A 25,174-nucleotide genomic window follows, 5' to 3' on the forward strand; every position below is an offset into this window, starting at 1 on the left:
CGTGACGAGCCGGTGACGCAGTGACATGAGATGTGTCGTCCGGACGGAGCAGTGCGCTACGCCACGGAGCGTCCCGATCGGGCGATGTCCGGAAACGTGCCGCCGACGGGGTTCTCGCGTGAGCGGGGCCGCGGCGGGTACCTGCACCCCGTGACGTCTCCGTCGTCCCCGCTGCCCGTCCACCCCGCGGCCCACCGTCCCGGGACCGACGACCCCGACTGGACGGCGATGGCGCGCGTCCTCGTGGTGCGGCCGGACAACGTGGGCGACGTGATCATGACGGTGCCCGCGCTGCGGGCCCTGCGGGCGGCGGCACCCCGGGCCCGCCTCGACCTGCTCGCCTCCCCGGCCGGCGCGGCCGCCGCCCCGCTGATCCCCGAGCTCGACGACGTGGTGGTCGCCTCGGTGTCCTGGCAGCGCCTGCCCGGGGTCGGCGTGGCCGAGGACCCCGACCCCGACGCCGAGCTCGTCGCCACCCTCGCCGCCCGCGACTACGACGCCGCCGTCGTCCTCACCTCGTTCTCGCAGTCGCCCTGGCCCGCCGCGGCGCTCTGCCGCCGGGCGGGCATCGGCGTCCGGGTCGGCACCAGCAAGGAGTTCGGGGGCGACGCGCTCACCCACTGGGTCCCGGCCCCGCCCGACGCCGGCCACCAGGTCGACCGGGCCCTCGAGGTCCTCGCGGCGGTCGGCGTCCCATCCCGGGGCACCGATCTCGCCGTCACCGTCCCCGCGCCGACCTCCGGCCCGCCGGCCGGGCGCTACGTCGTCGTCGCCCCCGGCGCGAGCTGCTCCTCCCGGCGCTGGTCACCCGAGCGGTTCGCGACGACGGGTCGCGGGCTCGCCGAGCGCGGCTGGACCGTGGTGGTCACCGGGACCGCGAAGGAGGCCGACCTCGTCGAGCGTGCGGCCGCCGGGGTGCCCGACGCCGTCACGATGATCGGCGAGCTGGACCTCGGCGGGCTCGCGGCCCTCGTGGCGGGTGCCGACGCCGTCGTCGTCAACAACTCCGGGGGTGCGCACCTCGCCGACGCGGTCGGTACGCCCGTGGTGGAGCTGTTCGCGGGCACCGAGGAGGTGGGGCAGTACGCGCCGCGCACCGTGCCCGCCGAGGTGCTCACCCGGTCGGTGAGCTGCTCGCCCTGCCGCCAGCTCGTGTGCCCGTTCGACCAGGAGTGCCTCGACATCGCCCCGCAGCGGGTCGTCGACGCGGTGGTCCGGGTGGCCGCCGTCCCGTCCGCATGAGCGGGGAGAAGCCGCCCCCGGAGAGGACGGCCGACGGCCACCACGTCGTGATCGACGGCCGTCGCTGGCGGGCCACCGACCCGGACATCCCCGAGGCCGACGCCGCGCGGTTACGGCGCTGGCTCATGGCCGCCCGGCGCGACGTCGGCGCCGCACGCAGGGCCGACGACCCGAGCGCGGAGCGCGGCGCCCGCGACCGCGTCCACGCGGCGAAGACCGCCCTCGGCGAACGCGGGACCGCGTGGTGGGAACAGTCGGCCGAGGAGCGCCGGGCGCGCTGGTCATCGGGGGTTTCGCAGGCCGCCGACGAGGGATTCTGATCCGACCGCACCGAGCAGAGGAGCACGTCGTGACCACCCCGCCCGTCCAGGACGACCCGAACCCGAACGACCCGAACCCGAGCCGCTCGAGCGCTACCCTGCACGCCTTCGCGGGTCAGGTGCAGCGGCGGCTGGGACTGGAGACCGAGAGCGAGGCGGAGGTGCTCACCCGGGCGACGCTGAACGAGTTCGGCAAGGCCGTCAGCGCCGGGCTCGCCCAGGACCTCACCGTCAGCCTGCCCCCGGAGCTCTCGGCCGAGCTGCGGGCGCAGCGCCCGTCGGACGACCAGGCGCGCTCGATCGGGCGGGCCGAGTTCGTCGACGCCGTCAGCGGCGCGGTGCACTCGGTGGACGCCGAGGAGGTGGAGCGTCAGGTGGAGCAGGTCCTGCGGCTGCTGCGCGAGTGGCTACCCGAGTCCGACGTGGACCGCACCCTCGAGCAGCTCCCGGGCGACCTCGTGGAGCTCATGCGCTGAGTCCGCCGCTCACCGGCCGTCGGGCGCCGCCGGCCCGGTGGGCTGCGAGGGCGCGGGTTCCGACGGCGGGTCGGACGGCTTCGTGGGCTTCGTGGGCTTCGTCGGCTTCGTCGTCGGCGCCGGATCCTTCGTCGGCTCCGGGTCCCGGGTCGGGTCCGGCGCCGGCGGCTGCGCCACCGGGACCTGCGGCACCGGGACGGCGACGGGTGGGCGCACGGGCAGGACCGGCCGCGCCGGCACCGTGGTGACCGGCGCCGCCGACGTCCGCAGGCTCGTGGTCGCCGGGTCGGGCGCCTCGGCCGCCGTGTCGCCGGTCGCCGGGGCCGGTCCCAGCACCGGCAGCACCGGCGCGTCGGGGACCGCGACGGCCGACGAGCCCGCCGGGAGCGTCGCCACCCCGGCCATCGCCGCGAGGCTGGTCACCGGCGTCACCCCGGTGGCCACGACCACGCCGAGCGCGGCCACCGCGGAGACGACGAACGCCAGCAGGGAGTGCGCCGGCTGCACGCCCGGCCCGCGCGGCACCCGCCGCTTCGGGGTCGGCTCGATGAGCGCGGTCTCCGACTCGGGGGCCGGGGCGGGACCGGCGGGCGGCTCGGGTATCACGTCGGCGTAACGACATCACCCGTTCGGGGGTGACGCATCCGGTGCCGACGACCACGGATGGTCACCGTCGACTACCGACCGTTTCGCGTCGGGCAGGGCTCGACGTGCACCACCTTCGTCGCCGTCATCTCGTCCAGCAGCTCCGGCCCGTACCCGAAGCCGCTGCCGGACAGGCCGCGGGGCTGGGCCGCGCCCCCGGGCGCACCGCCGAACGCGGCGTTGACCTTGACGGTGCCGACGGGCAGGGCCCGCCACGCCTCCTGGGCGTGGGCCATGTCCGGGGTGAGCACGGTCGCGGCGAGGCCGTGCGGGTCGTCGATCGCCTCGGCCAGGGCCTGCTCGAACGACTCCACCACGCACACCGCGGCGACCGGGCCGAACGTCTCCTCGCGCAGGACGCGCATGTCGGGGGTGCAGCCGGAGAGGACCGTCGCCGGGTAGAACGCGCCCGGCCCGTCGGGGACCGCGCCGCCGACGTGCGCGACGGCACCACCGCGCAGCGCCTCGGCGACGTGGGAGTGGACGTGCTCGCGCTGGCGGCGGTCCACCAGCGGCCCGAGCGCCTTCTCGCCCTCGGCGGACGGCCGGTAGACCCAGCGCGTGGCCTCCTCGGTCAGCGCGGCGAGGAACTCCTCGGCCACCGCCGCGTGGCAGTACACGCGCTCGACCGACACGCAGACCTGTCCGCCGTTGGCGTAGGAGCCGAGCGCCACCTGGCCGGCCGCCCACACCGGGTCGACCCCGTCGTCGACGATCAGCGGGTCGTTGCCGCCGTTCTCCAGCAGCACCTTCGCGCCGGTGCCCGCCGCCGCCTCGGCGATCGCGCGGCCGGCCGCGATGGACCCGACGTGCGCGACGACGTCGATCCCGGCGTGCGCCGAGAGCAGCGCCCCCGTGGGGCCGGCGCCGTCGACCACGGTGAGGACCCCGTCGGGCAGGAACCCGGCGACGAGGTCGGCGAACCGCCGCCCGAGGTGGGGGCAGCGCTCGGAGGGCTTGTGGACGACGGTGTTGCCGGTGACCAGCGCGGCCCCGATGAGGCCGGCGGCCACCGCCACGGGGTCGTTCCACGGCGTGATCACCGCGACCACGCCGCGGGGGCCGGGGATCATGAGGTCGGTGGCCGACCAGTTGCCCTGCAGCGACCGACCGCGGTGCAGCGGGCCGAGCTCGGCGTACTGCTCGAGCGTGCCCGCGGCCGCGAGCACGCCGCCCAGCCCGTCGTCGAAGGGTCGGCCGGTCTCGGTCTCGTTGAGGCGCGCGAGCTCCTCGGCGACCTCGCGGACCGCGGCCGCCGCCGCCTTCACGCGCCCCGCCCGGTCCCCCGGGGCGGTCCGCGCCCAGTCGCGGCCCGCCGCGATCGCGCGCCCGACGGCGTCGTCGACCTGCTCGGGGCCGGCCGGGCGGACCCGGCCCACCACCTCGTCGGTCGCCGGGTCGCGGATCTCGATGTCGGCCGCTGCCGTCGTCATGGGGCTCCTCGTCGGTGTCGGGGCGGTCGGGCGGGGGTGCCCGTTCCGGCCTCCGGGTAGCCGGTGATCATGAGTGGAGCACTGGACGGCGTGGTCGCGGCGGTCACCGGCGCGTCGAGCGGGATCGGCGAGGCCACCGCGCGGGCGCTCGCGGCCGAGGGGGCGACGGTGGCCCTGCTGGCCCGTCGTCGGGAACGCCTCGAGGAACTCGCGCGCGAGCTCGGGACCGCGACCACGGTCCACGAGGTGGACGTGTCGGACGCGGAGGCGGTCGCCTCCGCGGTGGAGGACGTCGTCGCCCGGCACGGGCATCTCGACGTGCTCGTGAACAACGCGGGCTACGGGACGATGACGCCGGCGGCCGAGGCCGACCTCGCCGAGTGGCGGACGATGGTCGACGTCAACGTGAACGGCGTCCTCGCCACCACCCACGCGGCGCTCGGGCACCTGACGAGCGCCGCGTCCGGGGAGCGCGGGGTCGCCGACGTCGTGACGATCTCCTCGGTGGCCGGGCGCAAGGTCTCGGGCCCGGCGGTGAACGTCTACGCGGCGACGAAGCACGCGGTCGGTGCCTTCTCCGAGGCGCTGCGCCAGGAGTTCGCGGCCGCGCACGTGCGGGTGGGGCTCGTGGAGCCGGGTCTGGTGCGCAGCGAGCTGACCGAGGGCAACGACGCCCTCGGCGAGGTCGGGGAGCTCGGCGTGATGGAGGCGGCCGACATCGCCGACGCCGTGGTCTACATGGTCACGCGGCCGCGGCGGGTGGCCGTGAACGAGATCCTCGTCCGCCCGATCGAGCAGACCCGCTGAGTCGTGCTAGACAACCCAGCATGCAGCTGCCCGCCGGAGTCGGTTGGACCGCCCTGATGACCGCCTACGCCCGGGCGCAGGAACACGCGTTGTTCGACGACCCCTGGGCCCGGGCCGCGGTCGACCGGGCGGGCGACGCGGCGCGGCTGCCCGACGGGCGGGAGTCGGGGATGTGGGCCGCGCTGGGGACCTACTTCGTGACGCGGTCGCTCTTCTACGACCGGCAGGTGCGCGCCGCGGTCGACGACGGCGTCGACCAGGTCGTCCTGCTCGCGGCGGGCTTCGACGGACGCGCCCAGCGCCTCGGGCTGCCGGAGGCGGTCACCGTGTACGAGGTCGACACCGCGGAGGTCCTGGCGTTCAAGGACGCGGCGGTCGCCGACGCGCCCGCCCCCACGGCCCGCCGCGTGACCGTCCGGGTCGACCTGCGGGAGGACTGGACCCCGGCGCTCACCGCCGCTGGCCTGGACCCGCGCCGCCCGACGGTGTTCCTCGCCGAGGGCCTGCTCATGTACCTCGACGAGCAGCAGAGCGACCGGCTGCTCGACGCCGTGACCGGCCTCGCCGCCCCGGGGAGCCGGTTCGTCACCGAGTGGTTCGAGCGCAACCCGGCCGGCGAGCCGTCGCTCGTCAGCTGGCCCGACGAGCGGGACAACCGGACGGGCGCGGCCGTCGGCGCGCTGTTCCGCAGCGGACCTCCCCTGCCCCCGGCGGCCTGGCTCGCCGCTCACGGCTGGGACGTCGCCGCGATCGACGACGTCGGCACGCACGCCGCCACGGTCGGGCGGGAGACCCCCTGGATGTTCGACCCGGCGCACCCCGACGGCCTGCGGGTGCACCTCGTCGCGGGGGTCAGAGCGCGATGAGCAGGATGGCGAACGACGTCAGGTTGAAGGTGGCGTGCGTGACGAAGCACGGCCAGATCGACCGGGTTCGCTCGTAGAGCACGGCGTTCAGCACGGCCAGCACGAGCACCGCGAGGAACACGACGTTGAGCCCGTGCGCGAGCGCGAACAGCAGCGACGACACGATCGTCGCGACGGCCACGCCGAACCGGCGCAGTGCGCCGTACCCGATCCCCCGGAAGAGCAGCTCCTCCCCCAGCGGCACCGCGAGGCCGCCGAGGAGCACGACCCAGACCGCGGCGCCGCCGCCGGAGAACTGGGTGAGCGCCGCCTGCGGGTCGGTCGTGTCCCCGGTGACCGTGACGTACGCGTAGATGAGCACCCGCGACGCGACCCAGACGGCGAGCCCGAGCAGCACCGCGAGCCCCACGGTCCGCCACTGCACCCGGCGCAGACCGATCGCCGCGAGGGAGCGCACCCGCATCGCCAGGGCGACCGCGACCGCCCCGTACGCCGAGCCTGCGGAGATCGCGAGCAGCACCGGCGCCGACGGCAACGCCCCGGTCGCGGTGATGAGCGCCAGCCCGGCCAGGGCCTGGATCGCGACGTAGACCACGGCGGCGACCAGCAGCTCGGGCAGCCCGAGCGGGCGCCCGCCGCGCCCGATGCCGATCCCGTCGGTCGGCGGCGGCGGGAGGGGCGCGTCGCCCAGCCCCGCGGGTCCGGTCCCGACGGCGGGTGCGGCCGGGTCGGGAGGCGGCGACGCGGGTCCGGCAGGACCCGACGTCGGGACGGCGTCCTCGCGGGCCGGGTCGCTCACTCGCGGGCCTTCCGGGTCTCCCGGTCGTTCGCCTTCTGCAGCGCGTCGACGAGCTCGTCCTTGTCCATCGTCGAGCGGCCCTCGACGTCGAGCTCCTTCGCCCGCTCGTACAGGTGCTCCTTGCTGGCGTTGGCGTCGACGCCACCTGCCGGCTTCCCGTCCGGGTCGGCGCCGCCGCTCTCCGCGCGGGAGTCGGAGGGGCCGTACTCCTCCTTGGGCTCCCAGTGGTCGCCGACCTTCTCGTGGGTGTGCTTGAGCGCGGCGTAGGCCGTGCGGCCCGCGCGCTCACCCTTCCCGTAGCTCTCCTCCGCGGACTCCTTGGCCTGCGCGTACGTGTCACGGGCCTTCTTGTCCGAGCGCTGCAGCGTGGACGGGAGGTCCTCGAAGTCATCCGGCATGCGGGCGGAGTACCCGGATCAGCCCCGGGAGCCGACCTCCAACGAGGCGACGCTCTGCACGATCTGGTTGGGCCGGTACGGATAGCGGTCCAGCTCGGCCTCCGTGGTGACCCCGGTGAGCACGAGGATCGTGTGGAGCCCCGCCTCCATGCCCGCGACCATGTCGGTGTCCATCCGGTCGCCGATCATCGCCGTGGTCTCGGAGTGCGCCCCGATCGTGTTCAGCCCGGCCCGGATCATCAGGGGGTTGGGCTTGCCGACGAAGTAGGGCTTCTTCCGCGTCGCGTGCGTGATGAGGGCGGCGACCGACCCGGTGGCGGGCAGCGTGCCCTCGGCGCTCGGCCCGGTGGCGTCGGGGTTGGTGCAGATGTAGCGCGCGCCCCTCTCGATGAGCCGGATCGCCCGCGTGATCGCCTCGAACGAGTAGGTGCGGGTCTCACCGATGACGACGTAGTCCGGGTCGCGCTCGGTGAGGACGTAGCCGATCTCGTGCAGCGCCGTCGTCAGGCCCGCCTCCCCGACGACGAACGCGGAGCCGTTCGGACGCTGGTCGTCGAGGAACTGGGCGGTGGCGAGCGCCGACGTCCAGAGGTTCTCGACGGGGATGTCGATGCCGCTGGCGTGCAGGCGGGCCCGCAGGTCGCGGGGCGTGTAGATCGAGTTGTTGGTGAGGACGAGGAACTGTTTGCCCGCCTGTCCCAGCCGGCGGATGAACTCGTCCGCGCCGGGGAGGGCGTTCTCCTCGTGGACGAGCACACCGTCCATGTCGATGAGGTAGCTGTCGAGCTCCGGTTCGGTCATGCCAGGTGCTCCCCGAAGAAGGTCAGGATGCGCCGCCACGAGTCCTCGGAGGCCGCGGCGTCGTAACCCATCCCGAGCGGGCGGATCAGGCTCTCGGCGTAGAACCGCTCGTGGAAGGAGTGCCCCGCCGTCGGGTAGGTCGTCACGTCCTTCTCGACGCCGAGCGTGGTCAGCGCGGCCTCGAGCCGTTCCGGGTGCCCCTTCAGGGAGGCGTCCTTCGCCCCGAAGCTCGCGACGACGGGGCAGATGCCCTCGAGCTCGCGCTCGGCGTCGGTGGGGACGTGGCCGTAGTTCGGGGCGGAGGCGGCGAAGTCGTAGCGCGCGGCCGCGAGCAGCGCGAACCCGCCGCCCTGGCAGAAGCCGATCACGCCGATGCGTCCGGTGCAGTCGTCGCGGCCGGCGAGCCAGACGCGGGCGGCCTCGATGTCGTCGAACACCGGACCCTGGCCGCTGGTCATCGACCGGAACACCGCGGCGACGCAGCGAATCCCGCCACCGCGCGGGGTGTAGAGCCGCGGCGCCACGGCCACGTACCCGGCCGCGGCGAGCCGGTCGGCGTGCTCCCGCACGTTTTGGCCCACGCCGAAGGCGTCCTGCAGGACCACCACGCCGGGGTGCGGGCCGGGGCCCGCAGGGGTGGCCAGGTAGGCCTCCTGGTGGGAACCCTCGGCGGCGGGAATGTGCAGGTCGGGCACGGTCTCGGTCTCCTCTCGCGTCACGGACGCGCCCAGCGTGGCAGGCTCCGGCCGACATCGCGTGATCGAGGAGGAGAACGTGGCGGACGTGCGGGTACGGGTCGAGGCGGCGGACGGGATCGTCCGCCTGGTGCTGGCGAACGGTGCCGGGCACAACGCCGTCGACTTCGAGTTCGGCGCCCAGTTCCGGGCGGCCCTCGAGGGCCCCGCGCAGGGCGCCCGGGTGGTGGAGATCGTCGCGGAGGGACCGAACTTCTGCGTCGGCGGCGACGTCCGCGGCTTCGCGGCGAACCCGGACTCCTCGCTGTCGGCCCTCGCCGACGACTTCCACGCCTGCCAGCGGCTCCTCCTGGACCTCGCCGTCCCCGTGGTGATCGGGGTGCAGGGCTGGGCCGCCGGTATCGGGCTCTCGCTGGTGCTCACCGGGGACGTGATCGTCCTCGCCGAGGGCGCGCGCCTGCGACCGGCCTACACCGCGATCGGTCTGACCCCCGACGGCGGGATGACCGCGACGCTGCCTGCCGCGGTCGGACGAGCCCGGGCGCTCGACATGTTCCTCACCAACCGTCCGATGGGTGCCGCGGAGGCCCTGACGGCGGGCCTGGCCTCGCGGGTGGTGCCCGACGAGGCGCTGCACGCCGAGGTGGGCTCGATCAGCGCGGGGATCGCCGCCGGTCCCCCGCAGGCCCTCGCGGCGACCAAGAAGCTCGTGCGCGCGGCCGGGGGCGTGCTGACCGACACCCACTTCGAGGCCGAGGCGAAGTCGATCGGCGACCGCGGCCTGTCGGCGGAGGGCCGGGAGGGCGTCGCGTCGTTCGTCGAGAAGCGTCGACCGTCCTGGTGAATCGCGGGCGTCCGGGTATCCGGGCGCCATGGACATCAAGTACGTCGCCTCGGCCACCTCGTCGGGGGACGCCCGCAACGGACACGTGAAGTCCGACGACGGGATCATCGACCAGGACATGGCCATGCCGAAGGAGTTGGGCGGCCCCGGCGGGGCCACCAACCCCGAGCAGCTCTTCGCGGCGGGCTTCGCGGCCTGCTTCCACCAGGCTCTCAAGCTCGCGGCCGGCAACGAGGACGTCGACGTGAACTCGTCGAGCGTGGAAGCCGAGGTCGGCCTCGGCCCGGACGCCGAGAGCTTCGGCCTCGAGGTCGCGATCGTCGCGCACCTGCCGGGTGCCGAGCAGGAGACCGCCGACCGGCTGGTCGCCCGCGCCCACGAGCTGTGCCCCTACTCGAAGGCCACCCGCGGGAACATCCGCGTGGACGTGAGCGCCACCGTGTGACTGCGTCAGGTGAGGAGTGATCCGTGCTCGGGCACGGATGACTGCTCACCTGCGAAGCTCACCGCCGTGCGTCTCCCCCTCCGGACCCGCGTCCTCGGTGCCCTCCGCACCACCCTCGGCGGCTCGGTCGCCGACCTGTCACCCGCGGAGGTGCCCGCCGCCCGGGAGCGGTCGGGGCGCATCCAGGCCGGCCCGGCCGGCCGGGCGATCGTCGGCCGGCACGACCGTCGGGTCGTCACCGAGGACGCCACGCTCGACGTGCCCGGCGCGGTCCTCCCCGTGCGCGTCTACCGGCCGCCGCACGTCGCGCAGGTGCCCGCACCCGTCGTCGTGAACATCCACGGCGGCGGGTTCGTGCAGGGCGACCTCGACCAGTCCGACTGGTTCTGCGGGCAGGTCGCGCTCACGGCGGGCGCGGTGGTCGTCTCGTTGGACTACCGCCTCGCACCCGAGCACCCGTTCCCGGTCCCCGCGCAGGACTGCTACGCCGCCGTCGAGGCCCTGGTCGCCGAGCCGGGGCGCTTCGGCGTCGACCCGCACCGGGTCGCCGTCATGGGCGACAGCGCCGGCGGCAACCTCTCCACCGTCGTCTGCCTCATGGCCCGCGACGCCCGCCGCCGCGGCGACCCGGCCCCGACCATCGGCGCCCAGTGCCTGATCTACCCGGGCACCGAGATGGTCGACGTGCTGCCGTCCGAACGCGCCCTGCCGACCGCCCCGATCCTGCACGCGAGCGACATCCGCGGCTTCCACCGCCTCTACCTCGCGGGCGCCGACGGCACCGATCCGTACGCCTCCCCGCTGCGCGCCGACCTCGCCGACCTGCCGCCCGCGTTGGTGCAGACCGCCGAGCACGACCCCCTGCGCGACCACGGGATCCGCTACGCCGACGCGCTGCGCGCCGCGGGCGTGACCGTCCGCTACACCGACTACCAGGGCGCGTGTCACGGCTACGTCTCGATGCCCCGCCTGCTCCCGACGACGGCGCACCAGGCGGCGTGGGAGGTCGCGTCCTGGGTCAGCACCTGCCTGAGGCCGTCGGGGGGCTCGCCTACCGTGGTGCCGTGACCTCGACCGGCGCGCGCAGGCTCGGCGTGGGCGCGCTCGCGCCCGCGCTCGGCGCGGCCGCCCACGTCGAGGCAGGCGGCGGGCTCCCCGAGCTGACGCCGCCGGTCCTGGTCGTCGGATTCCTGACGGCGGGTCTGGCCGCCCTGGTGGTGCGCCGCCGCATCGGGGTCGTGCGGCTCACCCTCGTGCTCGCCGCCGGGCAGGTGGGCTGGCACCTGACGATGGGCGACGCCCACGTGGGCCACGCGATGGCTCACGGGATGACCCCCGCCGCGCCGTCACCCGGGATGGTCGCCGCGCACGCCGTGGCGACGCTGCTCGTCGTCCTCGGGGCCGCGGGCGCCGACCGGGCCGTGGCGACGATGCTCGCCGCGCGGGTCGGGGCGCTGCTGTCCCTGCTCGGCCCGGGTCCGCTGGTCCCGGCGGCGCCTCCCGTCCGGCACGGGCGTCCGCCGGTCGTCGCAGCCCCGATCACCTCCGCCTTGCTGCGTGTCCGTCCCCTGCGCGGTCCTCCGGTGCGTCCCGCCGTCGCGTGACCACCTCCGACCCCACCTGAAGGGACCATGACCTCCACCTCCGCGCCCCGCGGCGCGTTCCTCCGCCCTGCCCTCGTGGCCGTGCTCGTCGGCCTCCTGGCGTTCCTCGGCGCCGGGCCCGCCGCCGCCCACGACGTGCTCGAGGGCAGCGACCCCGCCGACGGCTCGTCGGTCGCCACCGCCCCGTCCAGGATCACGCTGACCTTCGACGAGGCCCCCACCCCGAACACCGCCACGATCACCGTCGTCGGCCCCGACGGCACCACCCACTACGAGTCCGGCGCCCCTACCTCGGACGGCGCGAAGATCTCGGTCGCTGTCGCACCGCTCGGGGCCGCCGGGCGCTACGAGATCGGCTACCGGGTCGTCTCCGACGACGGGCACCCCGTCTCCGGCGCCCTGTCCTTCACGCTGACGACGCCGGGGCCGGCCGCGGCGGCGGCCACGACGTCGTCCGCCGGCGCCCCGGCGACCACCGCACCGCCGGTGACCCCGAGCAACGCGGCCGCCGCGTCACCCGCCGCGGACGAGGGCGGTGTCCCCGCGTGGCCGTTCGTGGTGCTGGCGATCGTCGTCGTCCTCGGGGCGGTCGTCCTGGTGCTGCGGCGCCGGGCGTAAATCGCGGCCCCGTGCTGAGCGACGGGCCCCGTCGGTCGAATCCGTTCGAGCGACGGGGCCCTTCGCGTCGGGTCCCGCGCCCCCTGTGTGAGGTGCACGCCAGGCACGTCGGAGCGCGCTCGCGGCTGCCTCACGTGACTCTCGCGCCGGCGGCGGCTGGGAGTCATCGGCCCGCCGTCTCCGCGAGGTGCACGCCAGGCACGCCGGAGGGCACTCGCGGCTGCCTCACGTGACTCTCGCGCCGGCGGGGCGGGCGGCCCGGAACGAGCGAAGGGCCCCTCCGGTCGGCTTGTCCGACGGGAGGGGCCCTTCGCTCGGGTGGGGCGGAACGCCTACTGGACGATCTGCACCCGGTCGTTCGGGTTCAGGTGCTCGAAGAAGCGCTTCGCGTCGGCCTCGTTCAGGCGCACGCAGCCCGCCGACTGCCGGTCGAGAGTCCCCTGGTGGAACGCCCGGCCGTTGTTGTCGAAGAACACCGCGTACGGCATCTTCGCGCCCTCGTACTCCTGGCTGACGTGGTACTGGTCCTTGCGCTGGATGATGAAGTCGCCGGTCGGGGTCTCGTGCCCCTTGCCACCGTGCGAGTTGGCGACCGGCCCGTAGACGACGTTGCCCTTGCCGTCCAGCAGCCAGGTCTTGTTCTCGGAGAGGTCCACACATGCCTTGATGGTCGGCGTGGTGCACGGCGTCCCGCCGACACCCGGCGCCGTCCCCGCCGGGGCGGCCGCCGCCGCGATACCCGAGGCCTGGACCAGTCCCATCCCGACCGCTGCGGCCGAGAGGAGGACGCGCCCCGTGCCCGGGCGCTCCTGCTTGCGATGCCTGCCCTTGCTCAATGAACCTCGCTCGCTCGTCCACGCGCCGGCCACGCGCCGTGCCGGCATGCACGCACGGCTCCCCCCGAGCGCGCACGAAAGGGACAACGACGCGGGAACGGGGCAGTCACGAACCGGATTGACGACACGAGATGGGTCGCACCGGGGCAACCCGGGCGGCCGCCACCCGTCGTCGGGAAAGGTCCTGGCGAAGGGGCGAGCGGTCAGCCCTGCGCCTGCGCCGCCCGGGTGAACGCCTCGTACGCGTCGTCGCCGAAGAGCACGAAGCGGACCTCCTCGACGGCCGTCCGGGTGGTTGCGACGGTCTGCACGGCGATGCGGGCCGCATCGTCCATCGGCCAGCCGTAGACACCCGCGGAGATCGCGGGGAACGCGACGGTGCGGGCGCCGAGTTCGTCGGCCACGCGCAGGGACTCGCGGTAGGCGCTGGCGAGCAACCCGGAGCGGTCCTTCGACTTCGCGTAGACCGGCCCGACCGTGTGGATCACGTGCTGCGCGGGCAGCTTCCCCGCGGTCGTGGCGACGGCCTGACCGGTGGGCAGTCCGTCGGGGAGGCTGGTCGACCGCAGCTCCTTGCACTCCGCGAGGATCTCCGGTCCGCCGCGACGGTGGATCGCGCCGTCGACCCCACCACCGCCGAGCAGCCCCGAGTTGGCGGCGTTGACGACGGCGTCGACCTCCTGAGTCGTGATGTCCCCCTGCACGAGGGTGATGCGCGCTCCCACGGCACGGCAGTACCCGGGGCCGTGCCACGATCATGCGTATGACGTCCGACCACAGCATCGAGGTGTCCCGCCTGGTCGACGCGCCGCCGGAGCGCGCCTTCGCCCTCGTCGCCGATCCGGACCGCCACCCCGACATCGACGCCTCGGGCATGGTGCGCGCGTCGCAGACGCACCTCGCCCTCACCGAGCTCGGCGACGTGTTCACGATGGACATGCACAACGAGCAGATGGGCGACTACACCGTGGAGAACCACGTGGTCGTCTACGAGTCCGATTCCGCGCTCGGCTGGGCTCCGGCCGGCCCGGGGCAGCGCCCGGCCGGCTACACGTGGATCTACACCTTCGAGCCCGAGGGGGACGGCACGCGCGTGACCCTCACCTACGACTGGTCGGCCGTCACCGATCCGCAGCTGGCGGTGTACTTCCCGGTCGTCGACGCCGACACGTTGGACGCGTCGCTCGGTCTCCTGGCGGAGGCGCTGGCGTAGGAGGTGAGGTGGCCTCCGGCCTCCCGAGCGCTGGGGCCCGATGTCAGCGGTGGCACACGGTTGACACCGGACGTCAGCAGCGCGCCACGCTCGGGCCCGCCACAGCGAGGTGCACACCAGGCATCCTCCGGGGCCGTCCGACCTGCGCTGAGTGCCACTCGCGAACGCGAGCGCCGCCGCTTCCGGCCGCGAGGTGTGCACCAGGCAGGATCGCGGGCCTCCGAACCTGCCCTATGTGCCACTCGCGGCATCGCGGAGCAGAGCGCGGAACTCGTCGTCCGGCTCGGCGGTGACGGTCCGGCGCTGTCCGTCCGGGGCATCGAAGACCAGGCGGTGGGCGTGCAGCCCGGTGCGGCTCGTGGGGTTCTTCTCGAAGAGCGGGTCGCCGACGAGTGCGTGCCCGATCCACGCCAGGTGGACCCGGATCTGGTGTCGCCGCCCCGTCACCGGGTGGACCTCGAGCAACGTCCGGCCGTCGCATTCCTCGACCTTCGTGAAGGTGGTCGTGCTCGGGTAGACGTCCTTGGACGTGTCGACCGCGTCCTCGGGCACGCTCCAGAGCCCGTCGACCGAGGTGATCGCCTCACGCGGCGCTGCGATCCGCACGCGGTTCTTGCGGCCGACCGACAGCGGGAGCTCGATCCGCCCCTCGGCCGGGAGCCCGACCGTCCCGGTCACCGCGAGGTAGGACTTCTCGACGGTGCGCTTGGTGAACTGCCGCGTCAGGTCGCCGTGGGCCTCGAGCTGCTTGGCGAACAGCACGACGCCGCTGGTGACCTTGTCGATCCGGTGCGCCGGCCAGAGCTTCTCGCCGTCGTCGGCCGCGATCCGGACGATGTCGGTGTCGTGCCGCTCGCCCATCACCGACCAGCCGACGGGCTTGTCGAGCACGAGCGCGCCGTCGTCCTCGTAGAGGGTGCGCGCCGCGCGCATGTCGGCCCAGGTCGTCACGCCGTCATTGTGACGGCGGGTCGCCCCTGCCGAAGACCCGCGGGGGAGGCCTCAGGACTCCCTCGACGCACCCCGCTGCCTGGGCATGTCGACGAGGTGGTCAAACTCCCCGCGCTTCGCGCCGTCGAGGAAAGCCGCGAACTCGTCGTGGCTGTAGAGGATCGCGCCGTCCTCGGGAGTCAACGAATGACGAAGGGCGACCCCGTCCCCGTACGGAGCGACCTCGACACACATACCGGCAGCTGCACTGGCGCGCGCCTTCAGCCACTCCAGCGGTTGCTGGCCGTCAAGATCCAACATCGGTCGACCTCCCCTCACCGTCTCCCCACCGAGGGAGATCGAGAGGCATACGACAATGACACTCGCCGGTAACTTTGGCTAGGTCTCCGGGCGCGCAGCGCCTACGACCGACGACCAGCGGTCACTGCTCCAAGTGATCGAACTCGCCGCGCCGACATCCGTCGAGGAAGGCTGCAAACTCAGCCCGCGTGTAGAGGAAAGCTCCCTGCTCAGGACACTTCGAGTCACGCAGGGCGATGTTTTCTTCGTACGGGGCGACCTCGACACACATCCCACCTGGAACACTCGCGCTTGCTTTCTGCCACGCAAGTGATTGGAGTAGGTGCCCGTCGAGCATCACAGTTCGATTCCCCCCTCGGTCACGGGGAGGTCACGATGACTACCCACGCAGTGATCGGCGAGCGTCCTCCTGCGCCCGGGATGGGTCATCCCACGAACGGGGCACGCGCGCCCGGCGGCTCCAAAGCATCGTTCTCCGGAGCGCAGAGCCCTTGCTGTCCCATGTAGCGTCGGGACTCGCAACCTTTCGCCGCTTCTCAACGACCGCTCAACCTCGGAGTCGTCGGCGAAGGGCCCCGAGATCAGGTACGGGATCTCCGGTAAGAATCAGAGTACGTCGCGAGGAGCGCGTGCGACTCGGCACGGGACGCCGAGCAGCGTTCGAGGTCCTGCCAAACGTTCTCGAAGCGAGTGATCGTCTCGATGTTGTCGACGCGCTGAAAGCCGACCAACCCCTCGATGAACACGACATTGGGGCCGGACCTCCCCATGTCGAGAGCCACGAACACGCTGTTCAGACCTGGGTGGAAACCCGCCGAGAACGGAATGACACGGACCTCAGCAGCTCCGACCCTGCATCGACCGATGATCGACTGCAGCTGCTCGTGCATGACTGCCGAACTTCCGACCACACGAGCAAGAACCGCCTCGTCGATGATCACGGAATAGCGACCGCGCGCCGACAGTCGCGCCTGCCTCCCGAGCCGCAGGGAGATTGCCGTCTCGAGCACATCCCGATCCTCGGGCGCATCCTGCAGCATCATGGCCCTCATGTACTCGGACGTCTGAAGCAGACCGGGAACCACACCCGAGTTGAACTCGCGGACGTACGCGGCATCTCGCTCCAGGTCGATGAATCCGGACGACACGAACCTCTGAAACTCGGTACTCGGTGGAACGACGTCCACCCATGCCTCTCGACGTCTGCGCGCCCCGCGCGCAGTCTCCTCGAGCTCCGCTGCCTCCCCGGTCTGGACGCCGAAGTAGCGGATCAACGAGACAAGGTCCGGTTCGCTCACTGCACGTGCGCCGGACTCCATACGGGAGACTTTGCTGATCGAGAAATCAAGGTCGTCGGCTACCTGCTGCGCGGTCTTGCCGGCCTCCTGACGCAACTGGCGCAGCCGGGCGCCCAGCTGCCGCCGCAGGGTCGTCGGGGTCGGGTCATCGGTCACCGGACGAGCCCCTCCCGACAACACCGCCGATCGTGTGCATCCGAAACCGGTGCAGAGTTGTCACTTGCCAGTTCGAGTATGCACTTGTCACAGTAGAGAAACACGGCGGGGGGACGTCGATGACGCGCCGGGAGTCTCCAGAGGAGACCCCGGACGCGGACCTCCCCACAGCCGATCAGTTCCCTGCTGGGGAGAGGTGATCGACTGGGACGAGGAAACGACGACGCGGGGCGATCTCCCGCGCACCCACGGGACAGAGAAAAGGCGCTGCACCGACGTGCGGCAACACGTCCTGGCACAGCGCCCTCTCTGCGATCACATCGCCGGATCACGAGTCCGGCCATGCGCGCCCGGGTCGAACTCGACCCGGATCGACTTCCCCTCCCGGTCAGGAGCAGAACCGATGCAGCATTTGTACCGCGCCTGTCAACGCATCTTCAGACGACTGGCGGACGATCTCTTCGCCCACGACGACCTCCGCGCCCACGCGCGCGGGTGGACCGTCGAACCCATCCCCCACGGCACGGGCCGGCGCTACCGCGATCCCCGCTGGGACCGGCTCAGCGCCTGCCACCACTGCGACGGGATCGGCTACCGCGGCATCGACGCGTGCCCGGCGTGCGCAGGCCGCGGGGTCCTCGACACCGCCGCCGCACCCGCCGTCGGGAACCCCCAGATCGAGCGGAAGCCCCTGAAGGTCGTGGCCGAGCGTCTGGACCAGCCGTGAGGGAGGACGCCGAGGACCTCCTCGGTGCCCTCGACCACGCGATCCGCCCGACGCGGCCGCCGAACCTCCTCGTCGCGATCTTCCGCTGGCGCTACGAGCTCGCGCTCCTCGTCGGAGCGGTCGCCGCAGCACCGGCCATCGCCGCCCTCACCCCGACGCTGGTCGTCGGGGTGACGGCCCTCGCGGTGCTCCCGCTCGGAGTCCCGCAGGTCCGCCACCTGGTCTGGCTGCGGGTCCGCGGGGTGATCCTCCAGCACCGGTTGCGTACCGCCTTCCGGGCGGCACGGGTCCACTCCAACACCGGGCGGCTCCCGGCCATCCTGTGGACCTCGCCGCGAACGCGGGCCGACCGGGTCCACCTGCTCCTCCCGGCCGGGCTCACCGGGGAACTGCTGGAGGGTCAGGCGGACCGGATCGCGGTCGCGACCGGCGGCGCCTACGCGGAGGTGCTCCCGACCCGGCACCGCTTCGTGGTGAAGCTGGTCATCGTCCGCTCACCCTGACCGACCGGGCCTGTCGCGGGTTCCGTCCTCGGCCGCGGCGTCCTGTCGCTGTGAATCACAACGACAAGGCGCCCGAGCCCCGGACGGAGGCCACGACAACACCCCGGCGGACGCTCACAGCGACGCGAGCATCGTCTCCAGCTTCGTGGTGGTCTCGGCGAGCTCCGAGGCCGGCACGGACGCGGGGACGATCCCGGCCCCGGCATAGAGCCGCGCGGCGGGGCCACTGACCTCGCCGCAGCGCAGCGCGACGACCCACTCGCCGTCGCCGTCGGCGTCCATCCACCCGACCATGCCGGTGTAGAAGCCGCGGGAGAACGGCTCCAGCTCGTCGATCGCGCGGCACGCCGCCTCGCGGGGCACACCGCCGACGGCGGGCGTCGGGTGCAGGGCCCGCGCGATGTCCAGCGACGCCACCCGCGAGCGCCCGCGGATCGTCGTCGAGAGGTGCCAGAGCGCGTCGGTGCGGATGAGCGTGGGCTCGGCGGGGACGTCCAGCGAGTCGCAGCAGCCCGCGAGCGACGCGGACACCGCGTCGACCACGAGCGCGTGCTCGTGCCGATCCTTCGCGGAGGCGAGCAGGGCGGCGCCGGTGGCCTCGTCGTCGGCGGGATCCGAACGGCGGGGCGCGGAGCCCGCCAGCGGGTTCGCGACGATCTCGCCGTCACGCCGCGACACCAGCAGCTCCGGGCTCGCGCCGATCAACGACCGGGCGCCCGACGTCGACGGCAGGTCCACGGCGAAGACGTATCCCGCGAGGTTGCGGGCCGCGAGCTCACCGAGCATGGCGGGCTGGTCGATCGGGGCGTCGCGCACGAGGTCGAGCACCCGCGAGAGCACGACCTTGTCCAGCTGCCCCGCCCGCATCCGCCGCAGCGCCTCGGCCACCATCGCCTCGTAGCCCGCGGGCTCGGGGACGGGCCGGAAGTGCCAGTGCGTCGGGTCGGCGCCCTCGCCACGTCGCCCGACCGAGCGCGGCAGCGGCGGCGCCCACGTCACGATCTCGGGCACGACGAGCGCCGCCGGGGCCGCGGGGTCGAAGGGCAGGGCGCCGATCACGACGTCGGCCGCACCGGACCGGCGCAGCACGCGCCGGGCCTCGTCGGGATCATCGAGGCGCCGCGCCACGCCCTGCGCGAGCAGCCCGCCCCGCGGACCGGAGAACCACGTGCCCTCGCCGGGTCGCCAGCGGGCGAGGAGGTCCGCCGAGTCCCCGGACCCCGTGGATGCAGTCCCGGGCACCGGCAGCAGGCCCGCCGTGGCCTCGCTCGTCACGTGGTGGCTCCTCCCGCTCGGGTCGGTCGATCATCGCCGCACTCGTGCCGTTCCGCTGGCAGAGTGGATATCCGTTCCTCCCACTCTCACCCGGACCGTCCGGCCCGGCCACGTGACACGCGACGCATCGCGAGGAGAGCAGTGACCCTCCGTGACGATCTTGCCCTCGGCAGCCGCATCGCGGCGATGCGCGCGGGTGGTCTGGCCCTGGCTCTGCGGGGCGATCCGGTCGCTCGGCTGATGCACCGGCCGTGGCGGCACGACCCGTACCCCACGTACGCGACCGTACGGACCCCGCGTCGGGTGATCCGCAGCCGCACCGGGATCAGCGCCGTCGCCACCCACGCGCTGTGTGAACAGGTCCTGCGCGACCGGCGCTTCGGCGTCCGCCTCGCCGACGGCCGCGCCCCGTTCGCCCCCGAGGAGGGCCCGTCGCTGCTCGAGCCGATCGACCTCTCGCTGCTCGGCCTCGACGCCCCCGACCACACCCGGCTCCGTCGCCTCGCCCAGCCCACCTTCGCCCCGCGCCGCCTCGAGCAGTACCGCGAGATCGCGGAGACGGTCACCGCCGACCTGCTCGACCGCGCCGCTGCGCGCGGCCGCTTCGACCTGGTCCGTGACCTCGCCGCCCCGCTGCCCATCACGGTGATCGCCCGGCTGCTCGCGATTCCCGACGTCGACGCGGGTCGCTTCGCGGCCTGGGGCCGCGCGCTCGGCGGGGCCCTCGACGGCGTCCGCTCCGTCGCGCACGCCCACGAGCTCGCCCGGACGACGGCGGAGGCCCGCGCGCTCTTCGAGTCGCTGGTGTCCCGACGGCGGGTCGACCCCGGCGAGGACGTCGTCTCCCAGCTCGTCGGTGCCCTCGACGACGGCCGGATGACGATCGACGAGCTGGTCTCGCTGGCCCAGCTGCTCCTCGTGGCCGGGTTCGAGACGACGACCAACCTCGTCGGGAACGCCGTCCGGGCAATGCAGTCGACGCCGGGGCAGTGGGAGGCGCTGGTCGCGGACCCCGGTCTCGCGCCGGGCGCCGTCGAGGAGACGCTGCGCTTCGACCCGCCCGTGCAGCTGACCGCCCGGATCGCGCACGAGGACCTCGAGCTCGACGGGGTGCCGCTGCGCCGCGACTCCGGCCTCCTCGTGCTGCTCGCGGCGGCCGGCCGCGATCCGGAGGCCCACCCCGACCCGGACCGCTTCGACATCGCCCGCGAACAGACCACCCCGCACCTGGCCTTCTCCGGCGGGGCGCACTACTGCCTCGGCGCGGCGCTGGCCCGCCTCGAGGGCGAGGTGGCGCTGCGGATGCTCGCGGAGCGGCTCCCGGGTCTGCGGGCCGCCGGGCGGGCGGTGCCCAAGACGGCGACGGTGCTGCGCGGGCCCCGCCGGTTCCCGGTCGCGGCCTGACCCGGCGTCCGGATCGGCCCGGCATCGTCTCCGACGCATGGGATTGCACGCAACCGGGCAGCTCGGGGGCATGCCTGCCATCCCCGCCGTGCACCACGTCGCCATGTCCGTCCGCGACCTGTCGGTCAGCGAGCCCTTCTACACGAAGCTGTTCGGCACCGAGCCCGCGATGACGCTGTCGGACGGCCCCTTCAACCGCCGGGTGTTCGCCCTCGCCGACGGCCAGCTCTTCGGGCTCACCCAGCACGACACGGTCTCGGCCGACGACCGCTTCGACCCGGCCCGGGTCGGGCTCGACCACGTCGGCTTCGGCTGCGCGGACGCCGACGCGGTCTCCGCCTGGCGGGACCACCTCGACTCGGTCGGCATCGAGCACTCCGGCATCGTCGAGGCCGACTACGGGCTCGCCCTGTCGGTGAAGGACCCCGACGGCAACGCCCTCGAGTTCTTCATGCTCGCGGGCTGACCGCGCCCTCCGTGACAGGAAAGCGTCGTTGCTGCCACCGGACGACAGCAACGACGCTTTCCTGCCACACGGGGGTCAGGAGGCGACCACCGGCAACGGCGGACGCCGCGCGAAGTCGGGCGCGTGCTCGGGCAGCACCCCGATCCCGATCGCCCGTGCCGGGACCCACTGCAGCGCCGGGAACCGCTGCGCGACGCGGACCGGCCAGGGCAGCGTCTCGTCCGTCTCCTCCGTGCCCTGCGCGAGCATCGGCGCCACCACCCGGCGGTGGGCGAGGTCCTGGGCGGTCTGCGTGACGACGGTCGGCACCGTCCGCCGCCGCTGCACGGCACGGCCGGCGCGGTCGACCGCCTCCGCGTCGCCCGCGAGCAGAGGCGCGGCCAGCCGGGTCGCGGCCGCCACGGCGTCCTGCACGGCGAGGTTGATCCCGACCCCGCCGACCGGCGACATCGCGTGGGCCGCGTCGCCGATGCAGAGCAGACCGGGCGCGGACCACCGCCGCAGCCGGTCGAGGGTGACCTCCAGCAGCTTCACGTCGTCCCACGTGAGCGCCCCGAGCCGGCCCTCCCACCACGGGTTCAGCCCGAGCAGGACGTCGCGCAGGCCCTGGACCGGCCCCGCGCGCAGCTCCGCGTCGGTGCCCTTCCCGACGATCAGCGCGCACTGGAAGTAGTCGCCCCGGTCCAGCATCACGAGGAACCGGCCGCGCCCGACCCGCCCCAACCCGCCGTCGGGATCGTCGGCCTGCCGCGGGACGCGGAACCACTCGACGTCGATCGGTACGTCGTAGCGGTGCAGCGGGAGCCCCGAGTCCGCCCGGACCCGCGAGTCGCGGCCGTCACAGGCGACGACGAGGTCGGCCGCGAGCTCGGAGCCGTCGTCGAGACGCACCCCGGTCACCCGCTCGTCACGGCGCACGAGGCCGGTGACCTCGGTGTGCATGCGCAGGGTGAAGGTCGGCTCCTCGCGCGCGGCGCCGGCGAGCAGGTCGAGCAGGTGCCACTGCGGGGTCATGGCGACCATCGGATGTGGCGCGTCGAGCCGCGACAGGTCGCCGATCGTCGCCTCGCCCGCGTCCATCCGGACCCGGGCACGGGTCAGCGCCCGGTAGGGCAGCCGCTCGAAGCGGGGCCACAGACCGAGCTCGTCGATCAGCGTGAGGGTGGAGGTGTGGACCGTGTCGCCGCGGAAGTCGCGCAGGAAGTCGCCGTGCTTCTCGAGGACGGTCACCTCCACGCCGGCGCGGGCCAGGATCAGACCGAGCACCATCCCGGCCGGGCCGCCACCCACCACGGCGCAGGTCGTGCGCTCCATGACCGCCTCCTTCGCGAACGAGCTCGCTCCATGGTGGACCCGGGACCGGGTGCCCGACACCACCCTCCGATCGGCCAGGAGGAGGTTGTCGCAGGACTAGTGCGACAAGCACATCGTTGCGAGACTCTTCACCCGAACACCACGAACGGGTGAGGAGCGCGCATGACGACCGAAGTGGTCGCGATGCACATGAGCGACGGCATCGTGAACGCGCCGACGTCGCTGGCCTTCGGCGTCGTCGCGATCGTGGGCCTCGCGATCTGCGTCGCCCGGGCGCGACGCGACCTCGACGACCGCACCGCGCCCCTCGCGGGCCTGGTCGCCGCCTTCGTGTTCGCGGTGCAGATGCTGAACTTCCCGGTACTCCCGGGCGTCAGCGGCCACCTGCTGGGCGGCGCCCTCACCGCGATCCTGGTCGGGCCGTACGTCGGGGCGCTGTGCGTCGCGATCGTGCTCGTGCTCCAGGCGCTGCTCTTCGCCGACGGCGGGCTCTCCGCGCTCGGCACGAACATCACCAACATGGCCCTCATCGGGACCTTCGTCGGCTTCGCCGTCGCCGTCGCGCTGCGACCGCTGGCCCGCCGGTCGCGGGCCGGGCTGCTGGTGACCGCCTTCGTCGCGGCGTGGGTCAACACGGTCGTCGCGTCGATGGGCTTCGTCCTCGAGTACGCCCTCGGCGGGCAGGGGCTCGCGCTCGGCACCGTGTTCGGGCTGATGGCGGGCTTCCACGCGCTCATCGGCATCGGCGAGGGGATCATCACCGCGCTCACGGTGGGTGCGGTGGCGGCGGTGCGGCCCGACCTCGTGTACCTGCTCCGCGGGCAGCGCTCCGAGCTGACGATCACGGAGGCCACGGTCCGATGAACGCCCCGGTGAAGAACCGTCGCCTCGCCGGGTTCCTCGGCGCCTTCCTCCTGGTCGCGCTGCTGCTCGCGGGCGGCGCCTCCTATCTCGCGTCGGGCTCCCCCGACGGGCTGGACGCGGTGACCCAGACCGGCTGCAGCGAGTCCGAGGACACCCTCCAGGGGCAGTGCATCGCGCAGAACGCTGGCGAGCACGCGACGGCGGGCAGCCCCTTCGCCGACTACGCGGTGGGCGGGAACGAGGCGCTGACCGGGGTGGCCGGGGTGGTCGGGGTGATCGCCACGCTCGCCGTCGCCGGCGGTCTGTTCTGGGTGCTGCGCCGCCGCTCGGACACCTGATGGGCGCCGGCCACGCGCACACCCTCCACCACGTCGGCGACAGCCCCGTCCACCGGCTCCCGGCCCACGTCAAGATCGTCGCGGCCTTCCTCATGGTGATCGCGGTCGTCGCGACGCCACGCGAGGCGTTCTGGGTGTTCGGGGCGCACCTCGCGCTGCTCGTGGGGATCTGGGTGACCGCCCGGATCCCGGTCGCCGCGATCGCGGCGCGATCGCTGATCGAGGCCCCGTTCGTGGCGCTCGCGGTGCTGCTGCCGTTCTTCGCGACCGGCCCCCGCACCGAGTTCCTCGGCCTCTCGCTCTCGGTCGACGGCCTGCTCGCCGGTTGGAACATCCTCGTCAAGGGCACGCTCGGCGTGCTGATCTCGGTCACGCTGGGCATGACGACGCCGGTGCGCGACCTGCTCGCGGGCCTCGCCCGGCTGCGCGTGCCCGGCATGGTGACCACGATCGCGACGCTCATGGTCCGCTACCTCGAGGTCATCGCCGCCGAGGCCCGGCGGATGCGCCTCGCCCGAGTCGCCCGGGGCCACGATCCCCGCTTCCTGTGGCAGATCGGCCCGACCGTGCGCGGCGTCGGCACCCTCTTCCTGCGCTCCTACGAGCGCGGCGAGCGCGTGCACCTCGCGATGCTCGCCCGCGGGTACACCGGCTCGATGCCCCTGCTCGGGGTCCCGACGACGGGTCGGCGGACCTGGGCGGTCGCGCTCGCTCCCGCCGCCGCGGCGGTCCTGTTCGCGACGGCGGGGTACGCGTGACCCCGTCGTTGGAGGTCGAGGGGCTGGCGTTCGCCTACCCCGACGGCCACCAGGCGCTGTTCGGCGTCGACCTGCGGATCGAGCAGGGCGAGCGCGTCGCGCTGCTCGGCCCGAACGGCGCGGGGAAGACCACCCTCGTCCTGCACCTCAACGGCGTGCACCGCGCCGGGGCGGGGACGGTCCGCGTGGGCGGTCTCGAGGTGGCGAAGCCGCACCTGCAGGAGATCCGCCGTCGGGTCGGCGTGGTCTTCCAGGACCCGGACGACCAGCTGTTCATGCCCACCGTCGGCGACGACGTCGCCTTCGGCCCCGCGAACTTCGGGGTGACCGAGCCGGAGCTGTCCCTGCGGGTGAAGCAGGCCCTCGGCGCCGTCGGGATGGGCGAGCACGCCGACCGCTCCCCCATGCACCTCTCCGGCGGTCAACGACGCCGGGTCGCCCTCGCGACCGTCCTCGCCTGCGACCCCGAGATCCTCGTGCTCGACGAACCGTCGTCGAACCTCGACCCGGTCGCCCGCCGCGAGCTCGCCGAGGTGCTGCTCGGCCTCGACCGCACGATGCTCATGGTCACCCACGACCTGCCCTACGCCCTGCAGCTCTGCCCGCGCTCGGTGGTGATCGACGAGGGCGTCGTGGTCGCCGACGGCCCGACCCGCGACCTGCTCGCCGACCCGGCCTTCCTCGCCGCGCACCGTCTGGAGCTCCCGTTCGGCTTCTCGGTCTGATTCCCGACGACGGGACCCACGGCACCCGGTCCGCCGTTCGTCCGGCCGGGGGT

The 25,174-nt window shown here is 73.7% G+C and carries 33 protein-coding genes; 19 read left to right on the forward strand and 14 right to left on the reverse strand.

All coding sequences use genetic code 11. The annotated features are described in order from the left end of the window. Window positions 1–84 precede the first annotated feature (84 nt). From QSK00_RS18965 to QSK00_RS18975, 3 genes are read left to right on the forward strand one after another with little or no spacing between them, the layout of a single operon-like run. Window positions 85–1,242 (forward strand): glycosyltransferase family 9 protein, encoded by a 1,158-nt coding sequence (locus QSK00_RS18965; RefSeq protein ID WP_285592912.1) that lies wholly within the window; start codon window positions 85–87, stop codon window positions 1,240–1,242. Then, on the forward strand, window positions 1,239–1,562 hold the full coding sequence (locus QSK00_RS18970; RefSeq protein ID WP_285592914.1) for a hypothetical protein: 324 nt from the start codon (window positions 1,239–1,241) through the stop codon (window positions 1,560–1,562). Before QSK00_RS18965 ends, QSK00_RS18970 begins: the two co-directional genes overlap by 4 nt. 29 nt (window positions 1,563–1,591) lie before the next feature. Then, entirely contained in the window at window positions 1,592–2,038 is a 447-nt protein-coding gene (locus QSK00_RS18975; RefSeq protein ID WP_285592916.1) for a DUF2267 domain-containing protein, read from the forward strand. A 9-nt stretch (window positions 2,039–2,047) separates the two neighbouring features. On the opposite strand, the gene QSK00_RS18980 is transcribed toward QSK00_RS18975, so the two are convergent. Both QSK00_RS18980 and QSK00_RS18985 read right to left on the reverse strand, forming a co-directional pair. Beyond that, window positions 2,048–2,644, reverse strand: a complete 597-nt coding sequence (locus QSK00_RS18980; RefSeq protein ID WP_285592918.1) for a hypothetical protein — start codon at window positions 2,642–2,644, stop codon at window positions 2,048–2,050. Between the two features lie 71 nt (window positions 2,645–2,715). Next, window positions 2,716–4,116 (reverse strand): aldehyde dehydrogenase family protein, encoded by a 1,401-nt coding sequence (locus QSK00_RS18985; protein WP_285592920.1) that lies wholly within the window; start codon window positions 4,114–4,116, stop codon window positions 2,716–2,718. Window positions 4,117–4,185: 69 nt separating this feature from the next. Between QSK00_RS18985 and QSK00_RS18990 the strand changes: the two genes are divergently transcribed. Both QSK00_RS18990 and QSK00_RS18995 read left to right on the forward strand, forming a co-directional pair. Then, on the forward strand, window positions 4,186–4,923 hold the full coding sequence (locus QSK00_RS18990) for an SDR family oxidoreductase (RefSeq protein ID WP_285592922.1): 738 nt from the start codon (window positions 4,186–4,188) through the stop codon (window positions 4,921–4,923). Between the two features lie 20 nt (window positions 4,924–4,943). Next, window positions 4,944–5,789 (forward strand): SAM-dependent methyltransferase, encoded by an 846-nt coding sequence (locus QSK00_RS18995; RefSeq protein WP_285592925.1) that lies wholly within the window; start codon window positions 4,944–4,946, stop codon window positions 5,787–5,789. On the opposite strand, the gene QSK00_RS19000 is transcribed toward QSK00_RS18995, so the two are convergent. Genes QSK00_RS19000 through QSK00_RS19015 form a run of 4 tightly spaced genes read right to left on the reverse strand, consistent with a single transcriptional unit; the run spans window position 5,776 to window position 8,506 of the window. Next, window positions 5,776–6,588, reverse strand: coding sequence for a CPBP family intramembrane glutamic endopeptidase (locus QSK00_RS19000; protein WP_285592927.1), 813 nt, complete (start codon window positions 6,586–6,588; stop codon window positions 5,776–5,778). The genes QSK00_RS18995 and QSK00_RS19000 overlap by 14 nt on opposite strands. Continuing rightward, entirely contained in the window at window positions 6,585–6,986 is a 402-nt protein-coding gene (locus tag QSK00_RS19005) for a ChaB family protein (protein WP_285592929.1), read from the reverse strand. The genes QSK00_RS19000 and QSK00_RS19005 overlap by 4 nt, the downstream gene beginning before the upstream one ends. A gap of 18 nt (window positions 6,987–7,004) precedes the next feature. Continuing rightward, a complete protein-coding gene (locus QSK00_RS19010) occupies window positions 7,005–7,787 on the reverse strand; it encodes an HAD-IIA family hydrolase (protein ID WP_285592930.1) in 783 nt (260 codons plus the stop codon). Further along, window positions 7,784–8,506, reverse strand: a complete 723-nt coding sequence (locus QSK00_RS19015) for a dienelactone hydrolase family protein (protein WP_285592932.1) — start codon at window positions 8,504–8,506, stop codon at window positions 7,784–7,786. The genes QSK00_RS19010 and QSK00_RS19015 overlap by 4 nt, the downstream gene beginning before the upstream one ends. A gap of 55 nt (window positions 8,507–8,561) precedes the next feature. On the opposite strand from QSK00_RS19015, the gene QSK00_RS19020 reads away from it, so the two are divergent. The 5 genes from QSK00_RS19020 to QSK00_RS19040 all read left to right on the forward strand — a co-directional run bounded on the left by QSK00_RS19020 (window position 8,562) and on the right by QSK00_RS19040 (window position 11,993). Next, window positions 8,562–9,326, forward strand: coding sequence for an enoyl-CoA hydratase/isomerase family protein (locus QSK00_RS19020; protein WP_285592934.1), 765 nt, complete (start codon window positions 8,562–8,564; stop codon window positions 9,324–9,326). Between the two features lie 28 nt (window positions 9,327–9,354). Then, window positions 9,355–9,771, forward strand: a complete 417-nt coding sequence (locus QSK00_RS19025) for an organic hydroperoxide resistance protein (protein WP_285592936.1) — start codon at window positions 9,355–9,357, stop codon at window positions 9,769–9,771. Window positions 9,772–9,837: 66 nt separating this feature from the next. Beyond that, window positions 9,838–10,839, forward strand: a complete 1,002-nt coding sequence (locus QSK00_RS19030; protein ID WP_285592938.1) for an alpha/beta hydrolase — start codon at window positions 9,838–9,840, stop codon at window positions 10,837–10,839. After that, window positions 10,836–11,375 carry a hypothetical protein gene (locus QSK00_RS19035; RefSeq protein ID WP_285592940.1) on the forward strand — a complete coding sequence of 180 codons (540 nt, stop codon included), beginning with the start codon at window positions 10,836–10,838 and terminating at the stop codon, window positions 11,373–11,375. Before QSK00_RS19030 ends, QSK00_RS19035 begins: the two co-directional genes overlap by 4 nt. 27 nt (window positions 11,376–11,402) lie before the next feature. After that, a complete protein-coding gene (locus QSK00_RS19040; RefSeq protein ID WP_285592942.1) occupies window positions 11,403–11,993 on the forward strand; it encodes a copper resistance CopC family protein in 591 nt (196 codons plus the stop codon). Window positions 11,994–12,325: 332 nt separating this feature from the next. On the opposite strand, the gene QSK00_RS19045 is transcribed toward QSK00_RS19040, so the two are convergent. Continuing rightward, a complete protein-coding gene (locus QSK00_RS19045; RefSeq protein WP_285592944.1) occupies window positions 12,326–12,877 on the reverse strand; it encodes a L,D-transpeptidase in 552 nt (183 codons plus the stop codon). A gap of 155 nt (window positions 12,878–13,032) precedes the next feature. Further along, a complete protein-coding gene (locus QSK00_RS19050; protein WP_285592946.1) occupies window positions 13,033–13,554 on the reverse strand; it encodes an O-acetyl-ADP-ribose deacetylase in 522 nt (173 codons plus the stop codon). A 38-nt stretch (window positions 13,555–13,592) separates the two neighbouring features. Here QSK00_RS19050 and QSK00_RS19055 point away from each other — a divergent pair, with 38 nt between their 5' ends. Beyond that, window positions 13,593–14,042 carry an SRPBCC family protein gene (locus tag QSK00_RS19055; RefSeq protein WP_285592948.1) on the forward strand — a complete coding sequence of 150 codons (450 nt, stop codon included), beginning with the start codon at window positions 13,593–13,595 and terminating at the stop codon, window positions 14,040–14,042. A gap of 231 nt (window positions 14,043–14,273) precedes the next feature. Here the strand turns inward: QSK00_RS19055 and QSK00_RS19060 are convergent, their stop codons facing one another. The 4 genes from QSK00_RS19060 to QSK00_RS19075 all read right to left on the reverse strand — a co-directional run bounded on the left by QSK00_RS19060 (window position 14,274) and on the right by QSK00_RS19075 (window position 16,747). Then, a complete protein-coding gene (locus QSK00_RS19060) occupies window positions 14,274–14,993 on the reverse strand; it encodes an RluA family pseudouridine synthase (RefSeq protein WP_285592950.1) in 720 nt (239 codons plus the stop codon). A 51-nt stretch (window positions 14,994–15,044) separates the two neighbouring features. Beyond that, on the reverse strand, window positions 15,045–15,293 hold the full coding sequence (locus QSK00_RS19065) for a DUF397 domain-containing protein (protein ID WP_285592951.1): 249 nt from the start codon (window positions 15,291–15,293) through the stop codon (window positions 15,045–15,047). A 121-nt stretch (window positions 15,294–15,414) separates the two neighbouring features. Beyond that, entirely contained in the window at window positions 15,415–15,630 is a 216-nt protein-coding gene (locus QSK00_RS19070; RefSeq protein ID WP_285593052.1) for a DUF397 domain-containing protein, read from the reverse strand. Between the two features lie 244 nt (window positions 15,631–15,874). Continuing rightward, entirely contained in the window at window positions 15,875–16,747 is an 873-nt protein-coding gene (locus QSK00_RS19075) for a helix-turn-helix domain-containing protein (protein ID WP_285592952.1), read from the reverse strand. 403 nt (window positions 16,748–17,150) lie between these two features. Between QSK00_RS19075 and QSK00_RS19080 the strand changes: the two genes are divergently transcribed. Next, window positions 17,151–17,474: a hypothetical protein gene (locus tag QSK00_RS19080; protein WP_285592953.1), complete on the forward strand. Its 324-nt coding sequence runs from the start codon at window positions 17,151–17,153 to the stop codon at window positions 17,472–17,474. After that, window positions 17,471–17,977: a hypothetical protein gene (locus QSK00_RS19085; protein ID WP_285592954.1), complete on the forward strand. Its 507-nt coding sequence runs from the start codon at window positions 17,471–17,473 to the stop codon at window positions 17,975–17,977. The genes QSK00_RS19080 and QSK00_RS19085 overlap by 4 nt, the downstream gene beginning before the upstream one ends. A gap of 114 nt (window positions 17,978–18,091) precedes the next feature. Here the strand turns inward: QSK00_RS19085 and QSK00_RS19090 are convergent, their stop codons facing one another. Beyond that, the gene (locus QSK00_RS19090; protein ID WP_285592955.1) at window positions 18,092–19,252 is read right to left on the reverse strand and encodes an isochorismate synthase; all 1,161 of its coding nucleotides are present in this window, start codon (window positions 19,250–19,252) and stop codon (window positions 18,092–18,094) included. 141 nt (window positions 19,253–19,393) lie between these two features. Here QSK00_RS19090 and QSK00_RS19095 point away from each other — a divergent pair, with 141 nt between their 5' ends. After that, window positions 19,394–20,656 carry a cytochrome P450 gene (locus QSK00_RS19095; protein WP_285592956.1) on the forward strand — a complete coding sequence of 421 codons (1,263 nt, stop codon included), beginning with the start codon at window positions 19,394–19,396 and terminating at the stop codon, window positions 20,654–20,656. A gap of 37 nt (window positions 20,657–20,693) precedes the next feature. Then, window positions 20,694–21,122, forward strand: a complete 429-nt coding sequence (locus QSK00_RS19100) for a VOC family protein (protein ID WP_285592958.1) — start codon at window positions 20,694–20,696, stop codon at window positions 21,120–21,122. Between the two features lie 75 nt (window positions 21,123–21,197). Here QSK00_RS19100 and QSK00_RS19105 read toward each other — a convergent pair whose 3' ends face one another. Continuing rightward, entirely contained in the window at window positions 21,198–22,436 is a 1,239-nt protein-coding gene (locus QSK00_RS19105) for an FAD-dependent oxidoreductase (RefSeq protein ID WP_285592959.1), read from the reverse strand. A 162-nt stretch (window positions 22,437–22,598) separates the two neighbouring features. On the opposite strand from QSK00_RS19105, the gene QSK00_RS19110 reads away from it, so the two are divergent. The 4 genes from QSK00_RS19110 to QSK00_RS19125 are packed head-to-tail and all read left to right on the forward strand — an operon-like array spanning window position 22,599 to window position 25,121. Further along, complete coding sequence (locus QSK00_RS19110; protein WP_285592961.1) at window positions 22,599–23,300, forward strand: energy-coupling factor ABC transporter permease; 702 nt, start codon at window positions 22,599–22,601, stop codon at window positions 23,298–23,300. Then, window positions 23,297–23,638 (forward strand): PDGLE domain-containing protein, encoded by a 342-nt coding sequence (locus tag QSK00_RS19115; RefSeq protein ID WP_285592963.1) that lies wholly within the window; start codon window positions 23,297–23,299, stop codon window positions 23,636–23,638. Before QSK00_RS19110 ends, QSK00_RS19115 begins: the two co-directional genes overlap by 4 nt. Beyond that, window positions 23,638–24,396 carry a cobalt ECF transporter T component CbiQ gene (gene cbiQ / locus QSK00_RS19120; protein ID WP_285592964.1) on the forward strand — a complete coding sequence of 253 codons (759 nt, stop codon included), beginning with the start codon at window positions 23,638–23,640 and terminating at the stop codon, window positions 24,394–24,396. The genes QSK00_RS19115 and cbiQ overlap by 1 nt, the downstream gene beginning before the upstream one ends. Further along, window positions 24,393–25,121, forward strand: coding sequence for an energy-coupling factor ABC transporter ATP-binding protein (locus tag QSK00_RS19125; RefSeq protein ID WP_285592965.1), 729 nt, complete (start codon window positions 24,393–24,395; stop codon window positions 25,119–25,121). Before cbiQ ends, QSK00_RS19125 begins: the two co-directional genes overlap by 4 nt. Window positions 25,122–25,174 lie beyond the last annotated feature (53 nt).

It is taken from the genome of Actinomycetospora sp. NBRC 106378, assembly GCF_030269685.1.
Lineage (GTDB): Bacteria > Actinomycetota > Actinomycetes > Mycobacteriales > Pseudonocardiaceae > Actinomycetospora.

Excerpts from the sequence above, each read along its gene's own strand:
- QSK00_RS18985 (WP_285592920.1), bottom strand. The coding sequence starts at position 4,116 with ATGACGACGGCAGCGGCCGACATCGAGATCCGCGACCCGGCGACCGAC.
- QSK00_RS19055 (WP_285592948.1), top strand. The coding sequence starts at position 13,593 with ATGACGTCCGACCACAGCATCGAGGTGTCCCGCCTGGTCGACGCGCCG.
- QSK00_RS19065 (WP_285592951.1), bottom strand. The coding sequence starts at position 15,293 with ATGTTGGATCTTGACGGCCAGCAACCGCTGGAGTGGCTGAAGGCGCGC.
- QSK00_RS19005 (WP_285592929.1), bottom strand. The coding sequence starts at position 6,986 with ATGCCGGATGACTTCGAGGACCTCCCGTCCACGCTGCAGCGCTCGGAC.
- QSK00_RS19040 (WP_285592942.1), top strand. The coding sequence starts at position 11,403 with ATGACCTCCACCTCCGCGCCCCGCGGCGCGTTCCTCCGCCCTGCCCTC.
- QSK00_RS19100 (WP_285592958.1), top strand. The coding sequence starts at position 20,694 with ATGGGATTGCACGCAACCGGGCAGCTCGGGGGCATGCCTGCCATCCCC.
- QSK00_RS19070 (WP_285593052.1), bottom strand. The coding sequence starts at position 15,630 with ATGCTCGACGGGCACCTACTCCAATCACTTGCGTGGCAGAAAGCAAGC.
- QSK00_RS18965 (WP_285592912.1), top strand. The coding sequence starts at position 85 with ATGTCCGGAAACGTGCCGCCGACGGGGTTCTCGCGTGAGCGGGGCCGC.
- QSK00_RS19110 (WP_285592961.1), top strand. The coding sequence starts at position 22,599 with ATGACGACCGAAGTGGTCGCGATGCACATGAGCGACGGCATCGTGAAC.
- QSK00_RS19025 (WP_285592936.1), top strand. The coding sequence starts at position 9,355 with ATGGACATCAAGTACGTCGCCTCGGCCACCTCGTCGGGGGACGCCCGC.
- QSK00_RS19115 (WP_285592963.1), top strand. The coding sequence starts at position 23,297 with ATGAACGCCCCGGTGAAGAACCGTCGCCTCGCCGGGTTCCTCGGCGCC.
- QSK00_RS18990 (WP_285592922.1), top strand. The coding sequence starts at position 4,186 with ATGAGTGGAGCACTGGACGGCGTGGTCGCGGCGGTCACCGGCGCGTCG.
- QSK00_RS19105 (WP_285592959.1), bottom strand. The coding sequence starts at position 22,436 with ATGGAGCGCACGACCTGCGCCGTGGTGGGTGGCGGCCCGGCCGGGATG.
- QSK00_RS19080 (WP_285592953.1), top strand. The coding sequence starts at position 17,151 with ATGCAGCATTTGTACCGCGCCTGTCAACGCATCTTCAGACGACTGGCG.
- cbiQ (WP_285592964.1), top strand. The coding sequence starts at position 23,638 with ATGGGCGCCGGCCACGCGCACACCCTCCACCACGTCGGCGACAGCCCC.
- QSK00_RS18970 (WP_285592914.1), top strand. The coding sequence starts at position 1,239 with ATGAGCGGGGAGAAGCCGCCCCCGGAGAGGACGGCCGACGGCCACCAC.
- QSK00_RS19045 (WP_285592944.1), bottom strand. The coding sequence starts at position 12,877 with ATGCCGGCACGGCGCGTGGCCGGCGCGTGGACGAGCGAGCGAGGTTCA.
- QSK00_RS18995 (WP_285592925.1), top strand. The coding sequence starts at position 4,944 with ATGCAGCTGCCCGCCGGAGTCGGTTGGACCGCCCTGATGACCGCCTAC.
- QSK00_RS19010 (WP_285592930.1), bottom strand. The coding sequence starts at position 7,787 with ATGACCGAACCGGAGCTCGACAGCTACCTCATCGACATGGACGGTGTG.